This is a genomic window from Pedobacter cryoconitis (genome assembly GCF_003259615.1).
Taxonomy (GTDB): domain Bacteria; phylum Bacteroidota; class Bacteroidia; order Sphingobacteriales; family Sphingobacteriaceae; genus Pedobacter; species Pedobacter cryoconitis.
Map to the genome: position 1 here is coordinate 21,340 of NZ_QLLR01000021.1, position 25,846 is coordinate 47,185.

General features: G+C 39.5%; 28 protein-coding genes. 27 read left to right on the top strand and 1 reads right to left on the bottom strand.

What is annotated here, in order from left to right; translation table 11 throughout:
* Positions 1 to 78: 78 nt before the first annotated feature.
* The 26 genes from LY11_RS17970 (at position 79) to LY11_RS18095 (ending at position 22,711) form a co-directional block, all read left to right on the top strand.
* On the top strand, positions 79 to 693 hold the full coding sequence (locus LY11_RS17970) for an ExbD/TolR family protein (RefSeq protein ID WP_111635034.1): 615 nt from the start codon (positions 79 to 81) through the stop codon (positions 691 to 693).
* 8 nt (positions 694 to 701) lie between these two features.
* Entirely contained in the window at positions 702 to 1,238 is a 537-nt protein-coding gene (locus LY11_RS17975) for an ExbD/TolR family protein (protein ID WP_111635035.1), read from the top strand.
* Between the two features lie 27 nt (positions 1,239 to 1,265).
* On the top strand, positions 1,266 to 2,087 hold the full coding sequence (locus LY11_RS17980; protein ID WP_111635036.1) for an energy transducer TonB: 822 nt from the start codon (positions 1,266 to 1,268) through the stop codon (positions 2,085 to 2,087).
* A gap of 14 nt (positions 2,088 to 2,101) precedes the next feature.
* Positions 2,102 to 2,326: a hypothetical protein gene (locus LY11_RS17985; protein ID WP_111635037.1), complete on the top strand. Its 225-nt coding sequence runs from the start codon at positions 2,102 to 2,104 to the stop codon at positions 2,324 to 2,326.
* Between the two features lies 1 nt (position 2,327).
* Positions 2,328 to 3,233: a substrate-binding domain-containing protein gene (locus LY11_RS17990; protein ID WP_111635038.1), complete on the top strand. Its 906-nt coding sequence runs from the start codon at positions 2,328 to 2,330 to the stop codon at positions 3,231 to 3,233.
* A gap of 140 nt (positions 3,234 to 3,373) precedes the next feature.
* A complete protein-coding gene (locus LY11_RS17995) occupies positions 3,374 to 5,092 on the top strand; it encodes a tetratricopeptide repeat protein (protein ID WP_111635039.1) in 1,719 nt (572 codons plus the stop codon).
* Positions 5,093 to 5,319: 227 nt separating this feature from the next.
* Positions 5,320 to 5,691, top strand: coding sequence for an NADH-quinone oxidoreductase subunit A (locus tag LY11_RS18000; RefSeq protein ID WP_111635040.1), 372 nt, complete (start codon positions 5,320 to 5,322; stop codon positions 5,689 to 5,691).
* Positions 5,692 to 5,797: 106 nt separating this feature from the next.
* Positions 5,798 to 6,340: an NADH-quinone oxidoreductase subunit B gene (locus LY11_RS18005; protein ID WP_068405166.1), complete on the top strand. Its 543-nt coding sequence runs from the start codon at positions 5,798 to 5,800 to the stop codon at positions 6,338 to 6,340.
* Entirely contained in the window at positions 6,340 to 6,840 is a 501-nt protein-coding gene (locus LY11_RS18010) for an NADH-quinone oxidoreductase subunit C (protein ID WP_111635041.1), read from the top strand. The genes LY11_RS18005 and LY11_RS18010 overlap by 1 nt, the downstream gene beginning before the upstream one ends.
* Before the next feature lie 4 nt (positions 6,841 to 6,844).
* Positions 6,845 to 8,059: an NADH-quinone oxidoreductase subunit D gene (locus LY11_RS18015; protein ID WP_111635042.1), complete on the top strand. Its 1,215-nt coding sequence runs from the start codon at positions 6,845 to 6,847 to the stop codon at positions 8,057 to 8,059.
* Positions 8,052 to 8,564, top strand: coding sequence for an NADH-quinone oxidoreductase subunit NuoE family protein (locus LY11_RS18020; protein ID WP_111635043.1), 513 nt, complete (start codon positions 8,052 to 8,054; stop codon positions 8,562 to 8,564). Before LY11_RS18015 ends, LY11_RS18020 begins: the two co-directional genes overlap by 8 nt.
* The gene (nuoF, locus tag LY11_RS18025; RefSeq protein WP_111635044.1) at positions 8,564 to 9,931 is read left to right on the top strand and encodes an NADH-quinone oxidoreductase subunit NuoF; all 1,368 of its coding nucleotides are present in this window, start codon (positions 8,564 to 8,566) and stop codon (positions 9,929 to 9,931) included. Before LY11_RS18020 ends, nuoF begins: the two co-directional genes overlap by 1 nt.
* A 61-nt stretch (positions 9,932 to 9,992) precedes the next feature.
* Positions 9,993 to 10,997: a 2Fe-2S iron-sulfur cluster-binding protein gene (locus LY11_RS18030; RefSeq protein ID WP_068405175.1), complete on the top strand. Its 1,005-nt coding sequence runs from the start codon at positions 9,993 to 9,995 to the stop codon at positions 10,995 to 10,997.
* Complete coding sequence (nuoH, locus tag LY11_RS18035) at positions 10,997 to 12,037, top strand: NADH-quinone oxidoreductase subunit NuoH (RefSeq protein WP_111635045.1); 1,041 nt, start codon at positions 10,997 to 10,999, stop codon at positions 12,035 to 12,037. Before LY11_RS18030 ends, nuoH begins: the two co-directional genes overlap by 1 nt.
* Before the next feature lie 33 nt (positions 12,038 to 12,070).
* Positions 12,071 to 12,571, top strand: a complete 501-nt coding sequence (locus tag LY11_RS18040; protein ID WP_111635046.1) for a NuoI/complex I 23 kDa subunit family protein — start codon at positions 12,071 to 12,073, stop codon at positions 12,569 to 12,571.
* 80 nt (positions 12,572 to 12,651) lie between these two features.
* Positions 12,652 to 13,149, top strand: a complete 498-nt coding sequence (locus tag LY11_RS18045) for an NADH-quinone oxidoreductase subunit J family protein (RefSeq protein ID WP_068405181.1) — start codon at positions 12,652 to 12,654, stop codon at positions 13,147 to 13,149.
* Positions 13,149 to 13,478: an NADH-quinone oxidoreductase subunit NuoK gene (gene nuoK, locus LY11_RS18050; RefSeq protein WP_111635047.1), complete on the top strand. Its 330-nt coding sequence runs from the start codon at positions 13,149 to 13,151 to the stop codon at positions 13,476 to 13,478. Before LY11_RS18045 ends, nuoK begins: the two co-directional genes overlap by 1 nt.
* Before the next feature lie 21 nt (positions 13,479 to 13,499).
* Complete coding sequence (gene nuoL, locus LY11_RS18055) at positions 13,500 to 15,392, top strand: NADH-quinone oxidoreductase subunit L (RefSeq protein ID WP_111635048.1); 1,893 nt, start codon at positions 13,500 to 13,502, stop codon at positions 15,390 to 15,392.
* Between the two features lie 21 nt (positions 15,393 to 15,413).
* Positions 15,414 to 16,880, top strand: coding sequence for a complex I subunit 4 family protein (locus LY11_RS18060; RefSeq protein WP_111635049.1), 1,467 nt, complete (start codon positions 15,414 to 15,416; stop codon positions 16,878 to 16,880).
* Between the two features lie 4 nt (positions 16,881 to 16,884).
* Positions 16,885 to 18,258, top strand: a complete 1,374-nt coding sequence (locus LY11_RS18065) for an NADH-quinone oxidoreductase subunit N (RefSeq protein ID WP_111635050.1) — start codon at positions 16,885 to 16,887, stop codon at positions 18,256 to 18,258.
* Between the two features lie 44 nt (positions 18,259 to 18,302).
* Positions 18,303 to 18,947, top strand: a complete 645-nt coding sequence (locus LY11_RS18070) for a DedA family protein (protein ID WP_111635051.1) — start codon at positions 18,303 to 18,305, stop codon at positions 18,945 to 18,947.
* Between the two features lie 13 nt (positions 18,948 to 18,960).
* Complete coding sequence (locus LY11_RS18075; RefSeq protein ID WP_183868339.1) at positions 18,961 to 19,512, top strand: inorganic diphosphatase; 552 nt, start codon at positions 18,961 to 18,963, stop codon at positions 19,510 to 19,512.
* Complete coding sequence (locus LY11_RS18080; RefSeq protein ID WP_111635052.1) at positions 19,512 to 20,837, top strand: hemolysin family protein; 1,326 nt, start codon at positions 19,512 to 19,514, stop codon at positions 20,835 to 20,837. The genes LY11_RS18075 and LY11_RS18080 overlap by 1 nt, the downstream gene beginning before the upstream one ends.
* Before the next feature lie 11 nt (positions 20,838 to 20,848).
* Positions 20,849 to 21,553 carry a 16S rRNA (uracil(1498)-N(3))-methyltransferase gene (locus tag LY11_RS18085; protein WP_111635053.1) on the top strand — a complete coding sequence of 235 codons (705 nt, stop codon included), beginning with the start codon at positions 20,849 to 20,851 and terminating at the stop codon, positions 21,551 to 21,553.
* Positions 21,550 to 22,209 (top strand): DUF4159 domain-containing protein, encoded by a 660-nt coding sequence (locus tag LY11_RS18090; RefSeq protein ID WP_111635054.1) that lies wholly within the window; start codon positions 21,550 to 21,552, stop codon positions 22,207 to 22,209. Before LY11_RS18085 ends, LY11_RS18090 begins: the two co-directional genes overlap by 4 nt.
* 1 nt (position 22,210) lies before the next feature.
* Positions 22,211 to 22,711 carry a biotin/lipoyl-containing protein gene (locus tag LY11_RS18095; RefSeq protein ID WP_111635055.1) on the top strand — a complete coding sequence of 167 codons (501 nt, stop codon included), beginning with the start codon at positions 22,211 to 22,213 and terminating at the stop codon, positions 22,709 to 22,711.
* Between the two features lie 120 nt (positions 22,712 to 22,831).
* On the opposite strand, the gene LY11_RS18100 is transcribed toward LY11_RS18095, so the two are convergent.
* Positions 22,832 to 24,436 (bottom strand): SUMF1/EgtB/PvdO family nonheme iron enzyme, encoded by a 1,605-nt coding sequence (locus LY11_RS18100; RefSeq protein ID WP_111635056.1) that lies wholly within the window; start codon positions 24,434 to 24,436, stop codon positions 22,832 to 22,834.
* 218 nt (positions 24,437 to 24,654) lie between these two features.
* Between LY11_RS18100 and porV the strand changes: the two genes are divergently transcribed.
* Complete coding sequence (gene porV, locus LY11_RS18105) at positions 24,655 to 25,839, top strand: type IX secretion system outer membrane channel protein PorV (protein WP_146610869.1); 1,185 nt, start codon at positions 24,655 to 24,657, stop codon at positions 25,837 to 25,839.
* Positions 25,840 to 25,846: the final 7 nt, after the last annotated feature.

Sequence of the window (25,846 nt, forward strand, 5' to 3'; positions counted from 1 at the left end):
GTAATTTTTTTTTACCGGCTTTATGGAAAACCGGAAGAATTAACATCATTATATAAAACATAAGTAATTTTTAAAATTATGCCTAGAGCAAAGGTTCAAAGAAAGAGTACCTCGATTGATATGACCGCCATGTGCGACGTGTCCTTCTTGTTACTTACTTACTTTATTTTATCAGCAACTGCAAAACAACCGGATCCTTTGGATGTAAGACTTCCTACGTCAACGTATAAAATCAAAGTTCCTGAAAAGGACATCGCGATTTTAACAATTGGCTCGGATAAAGTTTTCTTCGAAGCTGCTGGCCAGGATGTGAAAGTAGCTACGCTGGAAAAAATTGGTGAGCAATATAAGATCAGTTTTACACCAGAAGAGAAAAAACGCTTTAGCGTTATTGGATCATTCGGTGTGCCGATCCAGAGTTTAAAACAGTTTGTGATGCTGGACGGAGATAAAAGAAAGAAATCAGGTCTGGAAACAGGTATACCTACCGATTCTACCAATAATCAATTGGCAGACTGGATTCTTCAATCCCGTAAAGCTGTTGCCGAACTGCATTCTGAAACAATGAGGGTAAGTATTAAAGGCGATGCCGAAGAAGGCTACCCTATGGTCAAGAAAATTGTTGACATCCTTCAAAAACAAAAAATTAACAAATTCAGTTTAATCACCACTGCTGAAGGCGGTAGCAAATAATTTAAAACATGGCAGAATTAGATACCTCCGGCGGGGGTGGCAAAAAGGGTGGGAAAGTAAGGAGTAAGAAATCGTCTACGAAAGTAGATTTAACCGCGATGGTTGATTTGGCGTTCTTATTGATTACCTTCTTCATGTTAACCACCACGCTGAATAAACCAATCGCAATGGATATTGCGAAGCCAGATAAAGAAGATAAATCTGAAGAGAGACTTGAATTAAGGGCTTCTCAGACCATGACTATTTTATTAGGTAAAAATAATAAAGTTGCCTGGTATATGGGAGAAGCTGGTAAATCAGCTCCTGAAGTTCAGGATTTTACTCAGATCAGAAAATCGATACTGGATAACAAACAAAAAGTGCAGGCTGCAAGTGGAAAATCTATCGTTATGGTGATTAAGCCTACTTCTGGCGCAACCTATAAAAACTTTGTTGATATCATGGATGAGTTAGCAATTACCGGAATCAAATCGGCTCCTGCAATTGATGATGAAAACATTACTGATGCTGAAAAAGCATTCATGAAATCTCAGAATCTTTTATAATATTATTAACATTTTAAATAACAAGCAATGTTCGGATCTAAAATAGATTTATTCAATAAGGGATGGCTTGATGTTGTTTTCGCTAAAAAGAACAAAGAATACGGAGCTTACGAGTTACGTAGACAAAATGGCGCGAATACTTCAAGAGCACTACTTTTTGCTTCGGCAGCTTTTATATTTTTGTTTCTTTTACCTAAGATCGTTACTTTGATCAAGGGTCAGCTTCCTGAAGAGGAAATTGTGAAACAAGTTGAAGTTACTGTTGCACCACCGCCACCGGTGGATCCAAAAACACCTCCACCGCCACCGGTTGAGCCACCGCCGCCAAAGACGGATCAAGTTAAGTTCCCTCCTCCGATTGTAAAACCGGATAACCAGGTACGTGATGAAGATCCTCCTCAGATTGAGCAGTTAAAAGCAGCTGACCCAGGTCAGAAAACAATTGAAGGTGATCCGGGTGCTGATATTGTAGTGGTTGGTCCTGTAGGAGAAGGCCCTAAACAAGCAGCAGTAGTGGAAGATACTAAAGTCTATGACTTCGTAAGTATCGAAACTCAGCCAGGTTTCCCTGGAGGTATGGACAAGTTTTATGCTTATTTGCATAAAGCGGTAAGATATCCTCCTATGGCTCAGGAAAATAATATTCAGGGTAAGGTGTTCTTATCTTTCGTAGTTGAGAAAGATGGCCGTCTGACTGATATTAAAGTTGAGCGTAAATTAGGTGGTGGTACTGATGAAGAGGCAATCAGGGTATTAAAGGCTAGTCCGAAATGGACTCCTGGTATCCAGAATGGTAAACCTGTTCGTGTTAAATATAACATCCCGATCAGTTTCACTTTATCTAACTAAATATTATTACAATAATGTTTAACTTCAATATTTTCAAACAGAAATCGCCTCAACAGCGATTTCTGTTCATTTTAGGCCTGGTGATGCTGATCATGTATGTGGTACTTGGAACAGCACTAATCTTCTGGAAAGACATTCCTTTCGAGATTAAGCCTACCTACCGCATCTTATTCGGACTACTACTGATCGCTTATGCGGTGATAAGATTTTTCCGCTTGATTAATCAAAAAGACAATTAGCATGAACAAACTAGTTTTTATCCTGCCATTATTTTTATTCATTGCTTGTAAGCAAAAGCCTAAAAGTGATGATGGGAAGGACTCCCGTGTTTCAGGTACAGTAAAATTGCTTGTTGATGAGAGTTTCTCTTCAGTGCTGGAAGATCAGATTGAGGTTTTTAAACTGGACTATCCGGATGCTAAATTTGAATTGACACAAGGAAATGAGAATAAAATCCTGCCTACTTTCTTAAATGATAGTGTAAGGGTTGCTGTTTTATCCAGAATGCTTACTCCTGACGAAGAAAAAGCTTATAGTAAGAGAAGTATTCCAATTTTTACTTCCAGGTTCGCTATTGATGGTATTGCGCTGATTACGGGAAATGATAATCCTGATTCAACAATTACTGCTGATGAAGTGATCTCTATCATGAAAGGAACATCTGTTTCCGGAAAACAATTGGTTTTCGACAACGCTTATTCAAGCACACTGCGCTATTTTAAGGACCTTTCTCAGGTTAAAGAATTACCTAAGTCAGGTATTTATACTTTACAGAATAATAAAGACGTTATAAAATACGTTGCAGAGCATAAGAACTTTATTGGGGTGGTTGGGGTGAACTGGCTATTGAAAAATGGCCGTGATCAGCAGGACTTTACCGACCAGGTGAAAGTTATGGGTGTGAAAAACACCAAGGGTAAAAAGGGGGATGATACCTTCTATAAACCTAGTCAAAAGAACTTAATTGATGGTATATACCCGTTCCTCAGGAATGTTTATATCATTAATGCAGAAGGAAAAAATGGTTTAGGCACGGGTTTTGCAACATGGTTAACGGGCCAGAGAGGTCAGTTAATCGTTTTAAAATCGGGATTGGGACCAAATATGATGAATCCGAGAGAGATTAATATAAAAAAGGAAAATTAATATTATATTGAGCCGTGGCTTTCAATGGTCAGGTAATAGAAAAAAACGAATTAGCTATACAATAAATAAAAAATAAGTAACCGATGAAATGCGCATAATCCATGCAAGCTTCATTACCTTTAAAATCAAATCGAAAACGGATGAAAATGACAAAGAAAGCAATAACCTTAAGTTTAGGTTTAGTAGTAATGGGTTCTGCCTCTTTTGCTCAAAACTTAAGTGATGCAAAAAAAGCAATTGATGCTGAGCAGTATGCTAAAGCAACTTCTATGCTTAAATCACTAGTAAGTTCTCAGGCGGGTAAAGGGGAGAACTATTTTAACTTAGGTGATGTATATCTGCATAATGAATATGTAGATTCTGCTAAAGCAGTTTTTACTAAAGGAATTGCTGCTGATCCTAAATTTGCGTTAAACTATGTTGGATTAGGACATGTAGATCTTGCAACCAACAATGCAGCATCGGCAAAAACTAATTTTGACAAAGCTATCGGACTGGCTTCTAAAAAAGACCACACTCCTTATTTATACATTGGTAAAGCTTACCTGGAGCAAGATAAACCAGATTTCGCTGCAGCATTAACTAACTTAACAAAAGCAGACGAAGTAGATGCAGCTGATAAAGACCCTGAGACATTTTTGGCTTTAGGTGATTTATATGCAGCACAGAAAAAAAATTCTGAAGCATTAAGCAATTACCTGCGCGCATTGAATATCAATGAAGGCTTAGTAAGAGCTAAAGTTCAAATCGGAAGAATGTACAAAGAGTCAAGAGCATTCCCTGAGTCTGAAACACAATTGAAAGAAGTAATCACAGCTGATCCTAACTATGGTCCTGCTTACCGTGAAATTGCTGAATTATACATGCAGTGGGCTAATTTCGAGCCAGCTCATTACGATGAGAAATCTAAACAAGCTTTAGAGAACTACAAAAAATACATGGACTTAACTGACAAATCTTTCGATACAAGATTACGTTATGCACAGTTCTTGTTCTATGCAAAAGACTTCAAAGCTTTAGAAACTGAAACAGCTGATATTGCTAAATTATATCCTAACAACCAAAAAACATTAGTAATCAATCGTTTACAAGCATACTCTGCAGCTGAAAACAAAAGCCCTGAGAGTTTGAAATTGTTAACTGATTTCTTCGCTAAAAACCCTGATACTTCTCGTTTAATCGCTGCCGATTACCTTTACTTAGGTAAAGCACAATTAGTTGCCGGACAGGATAGTTTAGCTTTAAAAAGCATCAGAACAGCGATCGCTAAAGATTCTACAAATATAGAAGCATTAGAAGATGTTGGTAAAGCATTATACACAAACAAAAAATACGATCAGGCGGCTGCAGTTTATAAAGATGCGATCAAATTGAATCCAAACGGTAAAGGTTCATTAACTAACTATTATTACCTGGCTTCTGCTGATTACTTTGATTATGCAAACAAAGACAAAGACAAAAAGAATCCAAGTAAAACTATTTTAGTAGAGGCTGACTCAGCTTTAGCACACTTAAATAAAGTTTCACCTGAATTCACTTTAGCTTATATTATGAGAGGCCGTGTTGCCGGTTATATGGATGATCAAACTAATCCTAAAGGATTAAGAGCGCCTTTCTACCAAGCATACATAGATCTTGTAACGGTTACAAAACCTGAATTAGGTGCTGCTGAAGCAGAAAAAAGAAACTTAGTCGAAGCTTATACTAACTTAGGGTTCTTCTATTCTCCTACAGATAAAGCAAAAGCAACTGAATTATTCAACAAAGCTTTAGTAATTGACCCGGCAAATGCAAATGCACAAACTGGTTTAAAACAATTAGCTGCTCCTGCTGCTAAAGCTCCTTCTAAGAAGAAATAATATTTAAATCTGAATATTTTAAAAGGCTACCTCATAATGGTGGCCTTTTTTATGTCTTCTAAAATCATATAAGGCTTTTAGAACGCTTTTATTCCTATTTAGGCAGTACCGGTGATTAATTGTGGAAATGTTCAATACAGTAGCATAATGTGTAAAAAAGGGGCAAGTTGATTAAGTATTTGATTTCCCCCTTTTTTCTTTTACTTTTGTAGCTTAATCAAGATTATATGGAAACGCAGAGTTTGCCTTCAGATTTTTTACCTATCATTTTTCAGGTTATCGTAGCCCTTGGCTTTGTTGTAGTAACTCTTATTGCTACACATTACTTAGGTCCCTCACGTAAAACAAGTGACAAGCTGGGTACATTTGAAGCTGGGGTAAAGGTTGTCGGTAATGCGCGCCAGCCATTCTCGATTAAATACTTCCTTGTTGCGATCTTATTCGTACTATTTGACGTGGAAGTTATCTTTATGTATCCATGGGCTGTGAATTTCAGAGAACTCGGATGGCCGGGATTAATTGAAATGTTCGTGTTTATGGGAACGCTTTTATTAGGCTTTATTTACATCCTGAAGAAGAAAGCACTTGACTGGAACTAATTATTTAGATCGGTTCTAAATCGAGATAGACTAAGCCTTTTTGGCTCGAAATATTGTAGATTTGTGGTTCATTCTGTATTAGAATGAGCCTTTTTTGTTTTATGATATGAGTGACATCAATATAGTAGACGCGCCCCCAGGCATTGAAGGATCTGGCTTTTTCGCTACTTCTTTAGACAAGGTTATTGGTTTAGCCCGTTCCCATTCATTATGGCCATTGCCATTTGCAACCTCATGCTGTGGAATTGAATTCATGGCTACAATGGGTTCGCACTATGATTTTGGTCGTTTTGGTTCAGAACGTTTAAGTTTTTCTCCACGTCAGGCAGACTTATTAATGGTTATGGGTACCATAGCTAAGAAAATGAGTCCTGTCCTAAAACAAGTGTATTTACAGATGGCAGAGCCCCGTTGGGTGATGGCAGTAGGTGCATGCGCATCAAGTGGTGGTATTTTTGACACTTACTCAGTGCTGCAGGGAATCGATGAGATTATTCCGGTAGATGTTTACGTTCCTGGCTGTCCGCCAAGACCAGAAGCTATTTTAGACGGTTTCGGTAAGATACAGGAATTAGTAAGAAATGAATCTGGCAGAAGAAGAGATTCTGATCAGTATAAACAAATGTTGGCTTCATACGGAATCGAATAATGGCAGAGGTTAACAATAGTAGCGTAATACAACTGTTAGCTGACCGTTTCGGAGCTAAAGTGAGTGGAGTGAACGAACCTTATGGTTTGCTGACTGTAGAAACCACAAAAGATGTAATCATTGTGGTGCTGACTTATTTGAAAGAAACAGAAGGTGCTAAATTTTCCTTCCTTACTGATATTACTGCAGTGCATTACCCTGACACTAAACATATCGCTGTAGTTTACCATTTACACAACATGGTGAACAAAATCAGGATCAGAGTTAAGGTATTCATCCATGAACAAACCCCTTCAATCCCAACAGCTACTGTGCTCTGGAATGGTGCGAACTGGATGGAAAGAGAAACATATGACTTTTTCGGAGTTAAATTCGAAGGTCACCCCGATTTAAGAAGGATTTTAAATATGGATGAGCTGAATGTTCACCCGATGTTAAAACAATATCCTTTGGAAGATCCGAACAGAGTTGATAAAAAAGACGAATACTTTGGTAGATAAGAACATGAATCACAATCAACCAGTATATACAGACAACGATCCTCAGAATGAGCTGGTCACCTTAAACTTAGGCCCGACTCACCCTGCAACACACGGTGTTTTTCAAAACGTACTTCAGTTAGACGGAGAGCGTATTGTAAGCGGAGTTTCTACCATCGGGTATATTCACCGCGCTTTTGAAAAGATTGCTGAACACAGGCCATTCTATCAGATCACACCCCTGACAGACAGATTAAACTACTGCTCATCACCTATTAACAATATGGGATGGCACATGACAGTAGAGAAACTGTTAAATATAAAAGTACCAAAACGTGTAGATTATTTAAGGATAATCGTCATGGAACTGGCGCGTATTTCAGACCATATTATCTGTAATACGATTATCGCACAGGATACCGGTGCAACAACCACCTTCTTATATCTTTTCCAGTTCAGAGAACATATCTATGAAATTTATGAAGAGATATGTGGTGCGCGTTTAACAACAAATATTGGCCGTATAGGTGGTTTTGAAAGAGATTTCAATGACATCGCCTTTGCTAAAATCAATAAATTCTTAAAAGAATTCCCTGTTGCTTTAAGGGAATTTGAAAGCCTGCTTAACCGTAACCGTATCTTTATTGACCGTACTGCAGGTGTTGCCTGTGTTACGCCAGAACAAGCTTTGGATTACAGCTGGAGCGGCCCTTTGTTACGTGCAACTGGTGTCGACTATGATGTACGTGTAAGTGAGCCTTATTGTTCTTATGATGAATTCGATTTTGAAGTCCCTGTAGGTACAAGCGGTGATATTTACGATCGTTATTTAGTGCGTAACGAGGAAATGTGGCAGAGTGTAAGTCTGATTGAACAGGCATTGGAGAAACTTAAACACGAGCCTGCAGGGATTTTCCACGCAGATGTGCCTGATTTCTATTTACCTGCCAAAGAAGAAGTTTACAACAATATGGAGGCCTTGATTTACCATTTCAAAATTGTAATGGGAGAGATTGATGCACCTAAAGCAGAAGTATATCATGCTGTTGAAGGCGGAAACGGAGAACTTGGATTTTATCTGATCAATGACGGTGGAAGAACACCTTACCGTCTGCACTTCAGAAGACCTAGTTTTATCAATTATTCCATGTATGCGAAGATGAGTGAGGGAATGTTACTGTCTGATGCCATTATCAACATGAGTAGTATGAATATTATTGCCGGAGAATTAGATGCTTAAAGTAGAAGAACAACAACCAGTAGAGTTTTCGTCAGCTTTGATCGCAAAGTGTGATGAAATTTCAAGTAGATATCCTGATGGGAAACAAAAATCTGCCCTATTGCCTATACTTCACGAAGTTCAGGCAGAACTGGGTTGGTTAAGCTCCAATGCGATGGATAAAGTAGCAGCATATTTAAAAATTGAACCTATCGAAGTTTACGAGGTAGCCTCTTTTTACAGTATGTATTTCCTACAGCCAAAGGGTAAATATGTTTTAGAAGTTTGCCGCACCGGGCCTTGCTGCCTGGTAGGAGCGGAAAAACTGATGGAGCATATGGAACAGACTCTTGGGGTGAAAGAAGGAGAGGTTACAGCTGATGGTTTATTCAGCTGGAGAGGTGTTGAATGTCTTGCAGCCTGTGGTTTCGGCCCGGTTCTGCAAATAGGCCCTGAATACACTTTTTATGAAAACCTCGACAATCAAAAGGTAGACACATTGATAGAAGAATTACGCAAAAAATAATGGCCCGTAAACTCTTATTAGAACATATAAACGTACCAGGCATCAATACACTTGATGTTTACCGCCAAAAAGGCGGGTACCGTGCTGTGGAGAAAGCTTTGAAGACCCTGACCCCTGATGAAGTGGTGGAAGAGGTTAAAAAGTCTGGCTTACGCGGACGTGGCGGTGCTGGTTTCCCTACAGGAATGAAGTGGAGCTTTCTGGCAAAACCAGAGGGTGTTGCCCGCTACCTGGTATGTAATGCTGACGAATCAGAGCCGGGTACTTTTAAAGACCGCTATCTGATGACCTACATTCCTCATGCTTTAATTGAAGGAATGATTGTGTCAAGTTTTGCATTAGGGGCGAATACATCTTATATCTACGTTCGTGGAGAGATGATGCCGCAAATCAGGATTCTGGAAAGAGCAATTGCAGAAGCAAAAGCTGCTGGCTTTTTAGGAAAAAACATTTTAGGGTCGGGTTATGACCTGGAGATTTATGTTCAGCCAGGCGGCGGAGCTTATATCTGCGGTGAAGAAACGGCTTTATTAGAATCACTGGAAGGTAAAAGGGGTAATCCAAGGATTAAACCGCCATTCCCGGCTATCGCTGGTTTATATGGCTGCCCGACAGTAGTGAACAATGTAGAATCTATTGCCGCAGTCGTGCCTATCATCAACGACGGTGGTGATGAATATATGAAAATCGGTATTGGACGCAGTACAGGAACCAAACTGATCTCTGCTTCGGGTAACCTGGTCAGACCAGGTGTGTACGAAATAGAATTAGGCCTTCCGGTAGAAGAGTTCATTTATTCTGATGAATATTGTGGTGGTATTGCCAATGGCAAAAGATTGAAGGCTACAGTGGCCGGAGGTTCTTCTGTTCCGGTATTGCCTGCCAACCTGACGTTGAAGTTAGCGAACGGTGAACCACGCTTAATGAGTTACGAATCGCTTTCTGAAGGTGGATTTGCTACTGGAACCATGATGGGTTCAGGTGGTTTTATCGCTTTTGATGAAGATCAGTGTATCGTAAGAAACACCTGGAATTTTTCCCGTTTTTATCACCATGAGAGCTGTGGTCAGTGTTCTCCTTGCCGTGAAGGTACTGGATGGATGGAAAAAGTCTTACACAGACTGGAGCATGGACATGGTAAGATGAGCGATATTGACTTATTGGTTGATGTGTCTAAAAAGATCGAAGGAAATACGATTTGTCCTTTAGGGGATGCTGCTGCATGGCCTGTGGCAAGTGCAATCAGACATTTCAGGGACGAGTTTGAATGGCATGTGAAAGAGCCTATAAAAAGTCTTCAGGGAAATTATGGTATCGCTAATTATGCAGTGCCGATTCCTAAAGCAGAAGTAAAACAGGAAAATTAACTGTCAGACCTGGGTTTTTTAATTGAGAAACGCAGGAATGATAAAAGAATATCATTTAACAATGAGTGAAAAAGTTAAGGTAACCATAGACGGGATAACCGTCGAAGTAGAGCCCGGTACAACGATCCTGAATGCTGCAAGGCAAATAGGAGGAGACATTGTGCCTCCTGCAATGTGCTACTATTCCAAATTGGAAGGTAGCGGAGGTAAGTGCCGTACTTGTATCGTAAAAGTAAGCAAGGGCTCTGAAAAAGACCCAAGACCAATGCCTAAACTGGTTGCTTCGTGCCGTACTACAGTAATGGACGGGATGGAAGTGCAGAATATTACTTCTCCGGAAGTAATTGAAGCCAGAAGTGGTGTGGTAGAAATGCTGTTGATTAATCACCCGCTTGATTGTCCTGTTTGTGACCAGGCCGGAGAATGTGATTTGCAGAATCTGGGCTATGAGCATGGTTTACAGAAAACACGTTATGAATTTGAGCGCCGTACTTTTGAGCGTATCGACATAGGAGATAAGATCCAGTTACATATGAACAGGTGCATTTTATGCTACCGTTGTGTGTTTACAGCAGATCAGATCACTAATAAACGTGTTCATGGTATCTTAAACAGAGGTGATCATTCAGAAATTTCTACTTATATCCAGACTGCTGTTGATAACGATTTCTCCGGAAATGTGATTGACGTGTGTCCGGTTGGTGCTTTAACTGATAAAACTTTCCGTTTCAAAAACAGAGTTTGGTTTACTAAACCTGTGGATGCACATAGAGACTGCCCTACTTGTAGTGGTAAAGTGACTTTATGGTATAAAGGAGAAGATGTTTTAAGAGTAACTGCCCGTAAAGACATTTATGGTGAAGTGGAGGAATTCATTTGTAACACCTGCCGTTTCGATAAAAAGAAAACAGCAGACTGGACTATTGAACATCCTACGCATATTAGTGATACTTCCGTAATCTCTTCTAATCATTACGAAACGATGATTCCATTGCCTGTAATTCAGGAAGATCTTCGTTTGCAGGAAGCTAATAAAGTTGAACTGGAAAAAACCGCTAAATTCTAATGGATATCTCATTCGTCATAGAAAAATTTATACTGGTCGCTATCATTTTTGGTATAAGTTTAGTTATCGCTATGTATTCTACATACGCGGAAAGAAAAGTTGCTGCATTTTTGCAGGATAGGCTTGGACCAGACCGTGCAGGCCCTTTCGGGATCTTGCAGCCCTTGGCAGACGGACTGAAAATGTTCATGAAGGAAGAAATTATTCCTACACATGCGAACAAGTGGTTGTTTATGGTTGGGCCAGGTTTAGCGATGCTGACCGCCTGTATCGGAACTGCTGTTATTCCATGGGGAAGCCCGATTACTACAGCTGCCGGAAGGGTTATTCCTTTGCAGGTTACTGATATTAACGTTGGTGTTTTATATATTTTCGGGGTAGTTTCTCTGGGTGTATACGGCGTAATGATCGGAGGCTGGGCTTCTAACAATAAATACTCTCTTTTAAGTGCTATTCGTGCGGCTTCGCAGAATATCAGTTATGAGGTTGCAATGGGACTTTCTATTATCGCCTTATTATTGGTGACCAATACGATGAGTTTGAAAGAAATTGTGGATATGCAGCATGGATGGCACTGGAATGTGCTTTATCAGCCATTAGGCTTCCTGCTGTTTATCATTTGTGCATTTGCCGAAACCAACAGGGCACCCTTCGATTTACCGGAGTGTGAAACTGAATTAATTGGTGGATACCATACTGAATATTCTTCGATGAAGTTAGGTTTTTACCTGTTTGCGGAATATATCAATATGTTTGTGTCTTCGGCAGTAATGGCTACGCTATACTTCGGAGGATATAACTATCCGGGTATGGACTGGGTACTGACGCAGGTTGGTCCTGTGATTGCGCCATTAATCGGAACAGCTGTATTGTTCGCTAAAATATTTGCCTTCATATTTTTCTTTATGTGGGTAAGATGGACAATTCCACGTTTCCGTTATGATCAGCTGATGCACCTGGGCTGGAAAGTTCTGATCCCAATTGCCATAGCGAACGTAATTATCACAGGTATTGTGATTGCAATAGTAGAAAAGTTTTAACTATCCGCTCAGCGGAATATAAAAGGAGGTTTAATGGAACCATTAACCAGTAAAAAGAAAATATTAATACAAAAGCCACTTAATTTTGCGGAGCGGATGTATCTGCCTGCATTAGGAAAGGGTCTGGCTATTACGATCAGTCACTTCTTCAAAAAAGAAGCGACGATCAGGTATCCTGAAGTGCAGCGTGAAATGTCTATCAACTGGAGAGGGATGCACTCTCTGAAAAGGGATGAAGACGGAAAGGAACGTTGTACTGCCTGTGGATTATGTGCATTATCGTGCCCTGCAGAAGCAATCACTATGATTGCTGCTGAACGTAAACCAGAAGAGAAGGACTTGTATAGAGAAGAGAAATATGCGGCTGTATATGAAATCAATATGCTGCGCTGCATTTTCTGCGGTTTATGTGAAGAAGCTTGTCCGAAAGAAGCAATTTACCTGGACGGGCCGATTGTTCCTTCAGATTACCTGCGTAAAGACTTTATTTACGGTAAAGACAAACTGGTAGAAGAGCCTCTAGTAAAGAAATAATGAAATTGAAGCGTGTAGTCGCTTCTTGATATAAACAGTTTATACATTTGCCGTTTACGGCTTTAAAACAAAAATAATAAATGGGTACATCAGTATTCTATTTGGTCGCTTTTTTAAGTATTTTCTTTTCACTGATGGTGATTTTCGCAAAGAACCCGGTGCATAGTGTACTTTATCTGATCGTAACGTTTTTTACGTTCACAGTCCATTACATTTTGCTTAATGCCCAGTTTCTGGCAGTGGTAAACTTTATTGTGTACATGGGGGCAATTATGGTACTATTCCTGTTTGTCCTGATGCTGCTCAATCTCAATAAAGAGAATGAACCGCTGAAGTCTGGTTTGGTAAAGGTTGTAGGTATCGTTGCCGGGTGTTGCCTGGTGGTGACGCTGGTTGGCTCTTTAAAGGCTACAGCTGTATCTGATCCTTTAGTGTTGCAGAATCCAAACTTAGGTCTGGTTAAGAACCTGGGTAAAGAATTGTTCGGTCCATTTATGCTGCCTTTCGAGTTGTCTTCAATTCTATTGCTTACAGCTATGGTGGGTGCCGTATTATTAACTAAAAAAGAAAAAGTATAGTGAATAATCTTACTCAAACCTTACAGGGTGTACCGCTTAATCATTATATATGGTTAAGTGCTATCATTTTCACCATCGGTGTAATGGGCGTACTGACCCGCAGAAATGCTATCGTAATTTTTATGTCGGTAGAATTGATGCTGAATGCTGTTAATTTATTACTTACTGCTTTCTCTGTACATAGCAACGATCCTTCGGGGCAGGTGTTTGTATTTTTCATCATGGCTTTGGCAGCGGCCGAAGTAGCAGTGGGCTTGAGTATTATTGTAATGGTTTACAGAAATACGCAGTCTACAGATATTAATGTATTGAATCGCCTTAAGTGGTAATTATTAAGAATAAATTATAAAATGATAAATTTAGTTTGGCTGGTTCCGTTAATTCCTCTTTTAGGCTTTATCATCAACGGTCTTGGGAGAAATACATTATCCAAAAACCTGATCGGTTTTATTGGGAGTAGCGTGATATTCATATCTTTTGTGATTAGTATCGGCATCTTTTTAGCTTTAGGCAATGATGCTGTGAAATCGCATGAGGTTTTCTTGTTTGACTGGATCAGTGCCGGTTCATTAAAAATTCCGGTTTCCTTCCTGGTAGATCCATTGAGTTCAATCATGTTGCTGATCATTACCGGAATTGGTTTCCTGATTCATGTATACTCAATCGGATATATGCACGATGATGAAGGATTCGGTAAATTCTTCAGCTATTTAAACTTGTTTATCTTTTTCATGTTGTTGCTGGTTCTTGGATCAAACTATATCGTGATGTTTATCGGATGGGAGGGTGTTGGTTTATGCTCTTACTTACTGATCGGCTTCTGGTTTACCAACAGCAGTTACGCAACAGCAGCAAAGAAAGCCTTCGTCATGAACCGTATCGGTGATTTAGGCTTCTTAATCGCGGTATTCCTGATCTTCACGACTTTCGGTAGTGTGGAGTTCTCTAAAATATTCCCGCTGGCAGGCAACATGCTTCCGGGCAATTCTACCATTGCATTAATTGCTTTGTTATTATTTGTAGGTGCCTGTGGTAAATCTGCTCAGATTCCATTGTTTACCTGGTTACCCGATGCGATGGCTGGTCCAACGCCTGTTTCTGCCCTGATTCACGCGGCAACGATGGTAACTGCTGGTATCTATATGATTGCACGTTCAAATGTCTTATTTGATTTGGCTCCTGTTGTTCAGCACTTAATTGCAATTATTGGTCTGGCAACAGCTGTGATGGGTGCACTGGTTGCCCTGACACAAACAGATATTAAAAAAGTACTGGCATATTCTACGGTATCCCAATTGGGTTATATGTTCTTAGGATTGGGTGTTGGTGCTTATAACGGTTCTTTCTTCCACGTGATTACACATGCTTTCTTTAAAGCATTATTGTTCTTATGCGCAGGATCGGTGATCCACGCGATGCACCATGAGCAGGATATGAGACATATGGGTGGTTTACGTAAAAAACTTCCGGTTACTTTCTTAACCATGCTGATTGGTACGATTGCGATTTCAGGTTTACCTCCGTTCTCGGGTTTCTTCTCGAAAGACGAGATCCTTTCTCATGTATACGAGTATAATAAAGTAATGTGGGCAATCGGCGTATTTACTGCCTTTTTAACTGCATTCTATATGTTCAGAATGTTGTTCCTTACCTTTTTCGGTAAATACAGAGGAACGCACCATGCTGAAGAAAAAATTCATGAATCGCCAAAAAGTATGACTATCCCTTTAATCGTTCTTGCCGTGCTTTCAGCTATCGGTGGGGCAATTGGTATTCCGGAGTCATTGGGAGGTTCACATTGGTTATCACATTGGCTTGCGCCGGTTATCCAGCATCATGGAGAAGCACCGGACCATGCTACTGAATATATTTTAATGGCTGTTTCAGTTGTAGGGGTATTGATTTCTATCGCATTTGCTTATAGCAAATACGTGAAACAAAACCACGTTCCTGTGGCAGACGAAGGACAACGTTCTGCATTGGCTAAACTATCTTATCATAAATTCTATGTAGATGAGATTTATGATACTTTAATCAGAAAACCTCTGGATGCTATTTCAGTATTCTTTTATAAGGTATTTGATAAAAAGATTATTGACGGTATTGTCAATGGTTTAGGATGGAGCACATCGGAAGCAAGTAAAGGAGTCAGATTACTGCAATCAGGTAATGTTGGGTTCTATATTTTTATGATGGTGGTTGGAATCATCTCGTTGTTATTGTATACTTATTTATCTCTATAAAAGATCGTCCAAGAAAACATAATGGAACAACTTTTAATACTTCTAATATTTCTGCCAGTAGTTGGTGCACTGGTTACAGCATTTACCGGCAATGCCGCTAAACATGTAGCCCTGGTTTTCGCTGTTGCTTCATTGGCATTAACAGCTGTTGTTGCCGGACAGTTTATCCCGGATGCAAGTACACAATTTGTCGTGAACTTACCCTGGATTCAGGATCTTGGAATTCATTTCCATGCAGGTATCGACGGGATCAGCTTAATCACAGTTTTGCTGACCAATGTGCTGGTACCGATTATTATCCTGGCAAGTTATCAGCATAACTATAAATCACCTGCTGGTTTCTTTGCTTTAATCTTATTTATGCAGGCAGGTTTACTGGTTGTATTTACAGCGATGGATGCTTTCTTATTCTATATCGGATGGGAAGCTGCATTAATTCCAATCTATTTTATCTGTGCAATCTGGGGAGGTAAAGACCGCATTAAAGTAAACATGAAGTTCTTTGTGTATACGATTGCCGGTTCTTTATTCATGTTATTAGGTATCATTTACCTGTACTTACAGAATCCTGCGCATAATTTTGATATACAGGCATTCTACCAGCTTCATTTAGATCCTGTTCAGCAGGGCTGGATATTCTGGTCATTCTTTATTGCTTTTGCGATTAAAATGCCAATTTTCCCATTCCATACGTGGCAGCCGGATACTTATACTGAGGCACCGGCAGCAGGTACGATGTTACTTTCGGGTATCATGTTGAAAATGGGTATTTATGGTGTGATCAGATGGTTATTGCCAATTGTTCCGGCAGGTGTACAGGAGTGGGGTAATACTGTAATCGTCCTTTCTATTATCGGAATCGTCTATGCTTCTTTAATTGCTTTCAAGCAGAAAGATGCGAAAAGACTAATTGCTTATTCATCTATTGCCCACGTAGGGTTGATCTCTGCGGGTATCTTCGCTTTAAATACGCAGGGTATGCAAGGTGCGATGATTCAAATGTTAAGTCATGGTGTAAACGTAATCGGCTTATTCTTTGTCCTTGATATTATCTTCTCGAGAGTAAAAACAAATACAATTGCTGAACTGGGTGGTATTGCGAAATCAGCACCAAAACTGGCAATTGCATTCCTGATCATTGTATTGGGAACAGTAGCTTTACCAGGAACCAACGGTTTTATCGGAGAGTTTCTATTGCTGATCGGTATTTACCAGTACAATATCTGGGCTGTCGTATTTGCAGGTTTAACGGTTATTTTTGGTGCGGTATATATGTTCCGCCTGTATCAGAATATCATGTTGGGCAAGACCAATGACCTTACTGCAGGATTTGCAGACATTAAAGGAACTGAACAAATTGTACTGGTTATAATTTGTACGTTGATTATCGTATTAGGTGTTTATCCTAAACCAATTCTGCATTTATCAGAAGCTTCGGTACAACAATTATTAGAACAGGTAAATCAAAAATTAACATCGGTAAAATAAGGAAATGAATATCATTATAACAATTGTTGTTACAGCTTTAGCGGTGCTTTATGCAGGTTTATTCAAAGCAAAGAAAGCTTTGTTACCACTAACTCTTGTGGGGTTATTGATCTCTCTGGCCTTTGCAGTTACCGCCTGGAATTCTAATACGGTGTATTATGGAATGATGGAAATGGATAATTTTGCCATCGCTTTTTCTTCTCTTACTATTTTAGGGACGATTTTCATCTTTTTACTGACGCAGAATTACTTTGCTAAAGACAGTGAGAACGTAGCAGAATATTATACTTTGATCTTATTCGCGCTTGCGGGTATCGTGATTATGGTATCTTATACGAATATGTCCATGTTATTTATTGGAATAGAAATTATGTCTGTGGCTTTATATATCCTTGCGGGTATCCGGAAGAGCAATTTTGCTTCCAATGAGGCTTCTTTAAAATACTTCCTGATGGGAGCCTTTTCTACAGGTTTCCTTTTATTCGGGATCACTTTAGTTTATGGTGCTACAGGTTCATTCAGCCTGCACGCAATCAATCAGTACCTGGTTGGAAACTACCAGGCAGTATCTCCATTGTTTTATCCTGGAGTAATTCTGATCATGGTGGGCCTGTGTTTCAAAATCGGTGCTGCACCTTTCCACTTCTGGACTCCGGATGTGTATGAAGGCGCACCTTCTCTGATTACTGCTTTTATGTCTACGGTCGTGAAAACTGCTGGTTTTGCAGCGTTCCTGCGTCTTTTCGCTGGTACTTTTGCTCCGCTTCATGATTTCTGGATGCCACCATTGATGGCTATCGTATGTATTACCTTATTTATTGGTAACGTGACGGCCCTTTTCCAAAAGAACTTCAAAAGGATGCTCGCTTATTCAAGTATCTCTCATGCAGGTTACCTGTTATTCTCTTTAGTTACTTTGACTGCCAATTCGGCAAACAATGTAATGGTTTATGCAGCTGCCTATACTTTTGCCAGTATTATTGCTTTCGCGGTCCTGATTTTGGTGAAACAGAAAACAGGTCATGATAATTTTGAAAGTTTCAACGGATTAGGAAAACGCAACCCTTTAGTGGCGCTGGCCTTGACTATTGCAATGCTTTCTCTTGCTGGTATACCGCTTACTGCTGGTTTTATAGGAAAATACCTGATGTTTTTAAATGTGATGAATGAATACCAGATTTACCTGGTTGCATTTGCGATTTTAAATGCGCTTGTAGGCTTTTACTATTACTTAAGGGTAATTGTTGCCATGTACTTTAAAGAAGGCGCTGAGGTCGTATTAGAAACGCCAATTCAATACAAAGTGGTTTTAATTTTATCGGTAATCATCACGATATTCTTAGGAGTTTATCCAACTATAATATTAAATCTGATATAGGCATTTCTCAGGAAATTATTTGTAATTTTACGATTACTTGAACTATGCACGATTTCTGGACCTCCGTACATCACTTTATTGATCCTGAGAAATTACTTAAAGAAGGTGGCTTTTACGTCCTGATATTCGTAATTTTTGCTGAGACAGGATTATTTTTTGGATTTTTCTTACCTGGGGATTACTTACTGTTTCTTGCCGGGATGTTCGTGGCGACGGGTAAACTTGACGTAAATATTTACGTGCTTATCTTTGGTCTGATCGCTGCAGCGGTTTCGGGGAATTTCACCGGTTATTGGTTTGGTAAGAAAACAGGACCGGTTTTATACGATCGTAAAGACACTTTTTTCTTCAAAAAACGCTATCTTAAAGCTGCTGAAGCTTACTACCACAAACAAGGTGCTTTTGCTTTAATCATGGGACGGTTTGTTCCCATTGTCAGGACTTTTGCGCCAATCATTGCCGGAGTTGTCAGACTGGATTTTAAGAGGTTTGCACTATATAATATTTGTGGTGCTTTTTTATGGATAACATCTTTAACTTTGCTGGGCTATTTTCTTGGCAAGAAATTTGAAAAGGAAATCAACGCTTACCTGCTTTATATTATTGTAGGTTTTATGGTTATAACTACTATCCCGCTGCTCTATACTTTTTTGAAGAAGCGGGTACATACAAACGAAGAGAATAAATAACAACATTAAAAAAATGCAAATAGACACAAAACATCCCTGGCACAGTGTTTCTCCAGGTGCGAATTTACCAGAATCGGTAAATGCTATTATTGAAATTCCTAAAGGATCAAAAGCTAAATACGAAATAGATAAAGACTCTCATTTGATTAAATTGGATCGTGTCCTGTTTTCTTCTGTCATGTATCCTGCAAACTATGGTTTCATTCCTCAGACTTACTGTGATGACAATGACCCATTAGATATTCTTGTTTTGTGTTCTGTGGACGTTTACCCTTTATCTATTGTTGAGGCAAAAGTTATCGGTGTAATGCACATGGTGGATAATGGTGAACAGGATGATAAAATCATCGCTGTTGCAAAAAATGATATGTCAGTGAATTATATCAATGATATTTCTGAATTGCCACCACACCAGATGAAGGAAATCGTAAGATTCTTCCAGGATTATAAGGCTTTAGAAGAAAAGAACGTAACTATCGAAAAGTTGATGGGCGTTACTTATGCTTATAAAGTTATTGAAGAAAGTATAGAACTTTATAATAGTACATTTAGAAACAACTCTTAATGGGCTTTCAAATATTCTTAACCTTTTTCTTAGTCGTCTTAAACGGCTTTTTCGTTGCAGCTGAGTTTGCAATCGTTAAAGTCAGAGCGTCGCAAATAGAAATTAAGGCTAAATCTGGTAATAGAGTAGCTAATATTGCTAAATATATTACACAACATCTTGATGGATACCTGGCTGCAACGCAGCTGGGTATTACATTAGCATCACTGGGATTAGGCTGGGTTGGAGAATCAGTAATGGAACATCTGTTAAACAATTTATTAACCTCATTAAACCAGTCCCCTGCATTCATCGATTCCTTCTCGAAAACTGCTTCTCCAATTATTGCATTTAGTTTTATTACGATAATGCACATCGTATTCGGAGAGCTTGCACCAAAATCAATTGCTATTCAGCGTCCTGTAGCGACTACACTTTTTATCTCTGTTCCATTACAGATTTTCTATGTAGTCTTCAGACCATTTATCTGGTTACTGAACGGATTTGCAAATATCATTTTGAAAGTTTTTGGTATTTCGACAGTTGGTGGTCACGAGGCGGTACACAGTACAGAAGAACTATATTACCTGTTAGATCAGGGAAGAGAGAGTGGCGCGCTGGATAACAACGAGCATGAACTCATCCGCAACGTTTTTGATTTCAATGAACGTGTGGTTAAAAATATTATGGTACCCAGAACCAAGATTTCGGGTATCGAACTGTCTACGCCAAAAGAAGAAGTAATCACCTTGATTATTGCTGAAGGATACTCCAGGATGCCTGTATACGATGATATTATTGATAAGATCATCGGTATTATACACGCTAAAGATGTTTTGCCTTTACTGGCAGGAAATAAAGAGTGGTCATTAAAAGATATTATCAGAAAGCCTTATTTCGTTCCGGAAACAAAGAAGATCAATGATCTGTTAAGTGAGCTTCAGCAGAAGCGCATTCAGATTGCTATTGTGATCGATGAATTTGGTGGTACAGCAGGTATGGTAACGCTGGAAGATATTGTAGAAGAGATTGTAGGAGAGATTCAGGATGAATATGATGAAGAGAAACCTACGGTAGAAAAGATTTCTGATACAGAATTCGTAATCAATGCTTATGCAACGGTATACGATGTGAATGAACACCTTCCGCATGATCTTCCTGAAGATCTGGATTTTGATACTGTTGGTGGTTTGGTATCCCATGCTTTCGGGAAAATCCCTGATGTAGGGGATAGTGAAGAATGTTACGGCTATTTATTTACCATCCTTAAAAAGACAGAACAAAACATTGAAACCATCAAGCTTGAATTGGTGATCAGTAACAATGATCTGGTAGATAATCACTAAAATTAGATAAGATGCACGTTTTTTATACGCCGGATATTACCGCTGATTCCTATATTTTAAATGAGGAAGAAAGCAGGCACTGTATGAAAGTACTGCGTTTGGTGATCGGTGATGTTGTTCATCTGATTGATGGTAAAGGCGGGCTGTATGAAGCAGAGATTATCGCTGAATCTAAAAGAAATGTAACCCTGCAGGTGCTGAAGGTCACCAGGGAATATCAAAAGAGAAACCACGGCCTTCATATTGCCGTGGCTCCTACAAAAAATATAGACAGGCTGGAATGGTTCCTTGAGAAAGCAACGGAAATTGGAATTGATACCATTACCCCGCTGATCTGTGAACGTTCAGAGCGTAAGATTGTCAAAGAAGAGCGCTTGAATAAAGTGATCACTTCGGCAGTCAAACAATCTTTACAAGCTTATCATCCGGTATTAAATGATGCGATGGGCTTCAAAGAGTTCATCAGTAAATATACCGCTGATTATAAAATGATTGCACATTGTGTAGACGGAGAACCACGCGGTTTTATCAGCCAGGTTTCCAAACCGGGCCAGAATTATCTGATCCTGATCGGGCCGGAAGGAGATTTCACCCCAAATGAAATCCAGCTGGCTTTGCAAAATGACTTTAAACCATTAACTTTAGGTAATACACGTCTCAGGACAGAAACTGCTGCTTTGGCTGCATGTTTTGAGGTGAATTACTTAAATAGATGAAATTCAGGCTACTAATCTTTTTCCCTTTACTGGTTTTACTGACCAGCAGTTTTCACACACCTGCTTATCAGCTGGCAAGACTAAAATATAGTGGTGGCGGGGATTGGTATGGCAACAGGACAGCTCTGGTTAACCTTGCTGCCTTTTGTAATCAAAACCTGCATACTAATTTTGCTCCCGAAGAAGCAGTTGCAGAAGCGGGCAGCCCTGAAATCTTTAATTATCCTTTTATTTACATGACCGGACATGGTAATGTGGTCTTTAGTGTGCAGGAAGCTCAGAATATCCGCCGTTATTTGATAGGCGGAGGTTTTTTGCATATTGATGATAACTATGGTCTGGATAAATATGTGAGGGTGCAGATGAAAAAGGTATTTCCTGAGTTATCATTTATTGAATTACCTGCGAATCACCCGATTTACAATGAAAAGTTTAAATTTCCGAATGGTCTGCCTAAGATCCATGAGCATGATGGAAAGCGTGCACAGGGCTTTGCTTTATTATGGGAAGGTAGAATAGTTTGTTATTATACCTATGAATGTGATTTAGGAAACGGCTGGGAAGACTTTGGGACTTATCCGGGAGATACAGCCGAAAAAAGAAATAATGCGCTTAAAATGGGCGCAAATTTAGTCAGTTATGTTTTAACCCATTGATATGTATAAGATAAAAGTAAATGATACTTATAATTTTGATTTGTCGGCTGTAAATGACTCTTTACAACTGAACGGTGAAGCGGTTCCGGTCGATGTAAGAGAACTTCAGGATGGTCACCTGCACTTCATCTATAAAAACAAGTCTTACAACGCTGAGGTAGTTTCTGAAAATCATGAGGATAAAACTTCAGTGATTAAAATCAATGGAAAACTCTATGAAGTAGCTGTCGAAGATCAGTTTGATGGTTTACTGAAGGCAATGGGAATGGGAGCTGGCAGCGGAAAAGTAGCGCGGGAAATTAAAGCACCTATGCCGGGCTTAGTATTAAACATCAGTGTGGTGGAAGGGCAGGAGATTCAAAAAGGAGATAACCTGCTGGTATTGGAAGCGATGAAAATGGAGAACATGTTGAAATCGGTAACTGAAGGAGTTGTTAAAAAGATACACGTCAGTAAAGGTGATAAAGTTGAAAAGAACCAGGTTTTAATAGAGTTCGTATAAAATCCGGGCTGATCTGTAGAAAACCGGAAACCGGAAGTGATTAAATAAAAGAAGTAATTGCATAAAAAAAGAGGAACTGAAAGGTTCCTCTTTTTTTATTTATGAGCTAGTGTCTTTATGTTATTTCTTTTTCGCGTTGAAAGGCTTTTGCTGTTTAGGCTTGAACTGAGGTTTTCCAACAGAATGGATCTCAGAAGCACCCAGCATGGTCATCGCACAGCGGAAACCAATGTCAGCAGTAGACTCATCTTGTGGTAAGAAGCGTCTTGTTGCAGGGTTTAACCATAAAGCCTGGTCATCCCATGAACCACCCTTGTAAACTCTTGATTTATTGTTGACCAGTGTAATTTCACCATATAACTTGTTTTCCTCATCGCGGAAACCTCTTTGGTCAGCATAAGAATTTTTTACCGTATCTGCTTTAGCAGTAGCAGCTTGTTTTTCTGCCCAGGTTTGTTTTTTACCAGAAACAGCAGCAGTCATAATAGGTCTGTTATAAGCGTCTTTCTCCAGCCTTCCGGTTAATGGATCGGCAACCTTTTTATCCTGGTAATAATTTCCCCTGTATGGGTTTAAAGCATCTGCGTCTGCAAAAGTATTAGAGCGGTAAACATCGGCTACCCATTCATTTACGTTTCCAGCCATATTGTATAAACCGAAATCATTTGGCACATAAGAACGAACAGGAACCGTAATACTTCCTTTATCATTCAATGTACCGCCAACTCCCATATAATCACCTTTAGTTCTTTTAAAGTTGGCCAGGATCAAGCCACGGGTTTTGTTCTTCGCAGAACTGATACCCAGACCATCCCATGGATAGATTTTATTGCTGGAAATGTTTTCGTAATTCGTATTTCCGATTAAACCTAAAGCTGCATATTCCCATTCAGCTTCTGTAGGCAGGCGGTATGGTTGTTTGATAATACCGTCTTCTAACCTTACATTCCTTGTAGCGCCACCTTTTTGACCTTTGCCATTTGCGTTGGCAGCAGTAGCCGCAGGGCTGAAATCTTTCATTGCCTTGGTTCCTTTATCGTCATACTGTCCGTTTAAATACAGGTCAGTATTGAAAGGTCCGGTTGGTTTAGCAGCTGTAGCAGCAGCATTTGTTTTTTTACCGTTTTTACCTGTACCGTTCAGATCCTTATAACTGGTCATATAGTTTTGCTCTCTTAAAAGAGATTCATTGACTATATCTGTTCTCCATTCACAATATCTTTGTGCCTGTTCCCAGCTTACGCCTACAACAGGATAATCCTGATAAGCAGGGTGTCTTAAATAATTATCAACGTAAGGTTCATTGTAAGAAAGAGGCCTGCGCCAAACCAGCGTATCAGGTAACTCGTTGTAATAATATTCGTAGTTAGTCGGATCAACTTTTCTGATCCAGTTGAGATATTCTAACCAGTTTGTATTGGAAACCTCAGTCTCATCCATGTAGAAGGAAGATACCGTAGTCTCTCTTTTGTGGTTGTAATCTTTAAGCTCCTGTCCCGGAACATTGGTCGCGCTTCCGCTCATCACAAATACACCACCTTCAATTTCAACCAAACCCGGACCAGGTCCGCGCTTGAATTTATTGTTTACCTGAAACCCTCCGTTTTCTGGTCTATTGTATGCTAATCCTGTCTTTTCGGAGGTTGCACTTTTTTTCGATGTGCACGAAACTATTGAGGAAACAGACAATAAAAAAGCAAATGAATATAGGTATGTTTTTTCCATAATTGCGCATTGAGCTATTCTAACTTTTAAAATTACACAAAAAAAGATCGATGCAACAAAATAATTCAATAATATCATCATAGATTAACATCTTGCAATATATATGCGCGCAAATGTTAAGTCTTAAATTAAATAATTTGCTTATTTAAATTATATTTGAAGAAGAGAGTCAACACTGACCCATACCTATCTATGAACCTGAAAAAGAAAATCAACTAATGAGGATAATAAAACTGAAGTGCTCTTCAAGATTTCTATTGATTTGCTTCTTTTTTGCTGTGGAAACTTTCTCTCTGCAGGCACAGACACCAGAAACACAAAGTAATGGCAGCAGGTTTAACAGTTTGAAAACGGCAGTCCCGTTTTTACTGATCACGCCCGATGCGCGGGCCGGGGGGATGGGAGAGGCCGGGGTGGCGATCTCACCAGACGCGAATTCTGGTAGTATTAACCCTTCCAAACTTGCTTTTCTGGAAGAGAAATATGGATTTTCAGCTTCTTATAGCCCATGGTTGAGAAGTATTGTCTCTGATATTAATTTAGGCTACCTGAGTGGATTTTATAAACTGGATGACAGAACAACCCTGGCGGCTTCCATGCGTTATTTTTCTCTGGGTAAAATACAGCTGACTGATGCGAATCAGCAAGAGCTGGGTACTTCCAGTCCAAGTGAATTAGCTATTGATGCAACTTTTGCGCGTCGTTTTGGAGATTCCTTCTCTTTGGGAACCTCTGTCAGATACATTTATTCAAACCTGGCAGCAGGAAATTTTGGTGTCGGACAGCAATCAAAAGCGGGTAAATCTCTTGCGGTGGATATTTCTGCTTATTTCAAAAAGCCAACCTATATGCTTGGACATGACGCGATTGTATCCGCTGGCGCGAATATTTCAAACATCGGTACAAAAATGAGTTATGTAGATGGCGGTCAGAGTTCTTTTTTGCCGACAAACCTGAAAATCGGGGGAGCCGCAACGCTGATCCTGGATGATTATAATGAAATAACGCTTGCTCTGGATGTTAATAAACTTTTAGTACCTACCCAGCCGGTTTATAATCAGGACGGAAGTATACAGTCGGGCAGAGATCCTGACCGTTCAGTTCCTTCTGGTATCTTTGGCTCGTTCAACGATGCGCCGGGAGGCTTCAGCGAAGAGGTAAAAGAGATCAATATAGCCTCAGGACTGGAATATTGGTACAATAAGAAATTTGCGCTCAGAACCGGGTATTTTTATGAAAGCCCGCAAAAAGGAGATCGAAGATATTTCACTTTAGGTACAGGCTTTAAATACGAGAATTTTAATTTCGATGTATCTTACCTGGCCGCAAGTGCAAGAAAAAGCCCGTTGGCTAATACTTTAAGGTTTACCTTATTGTTTAACTTAGGGAATACCAGTAAATAAATATAAA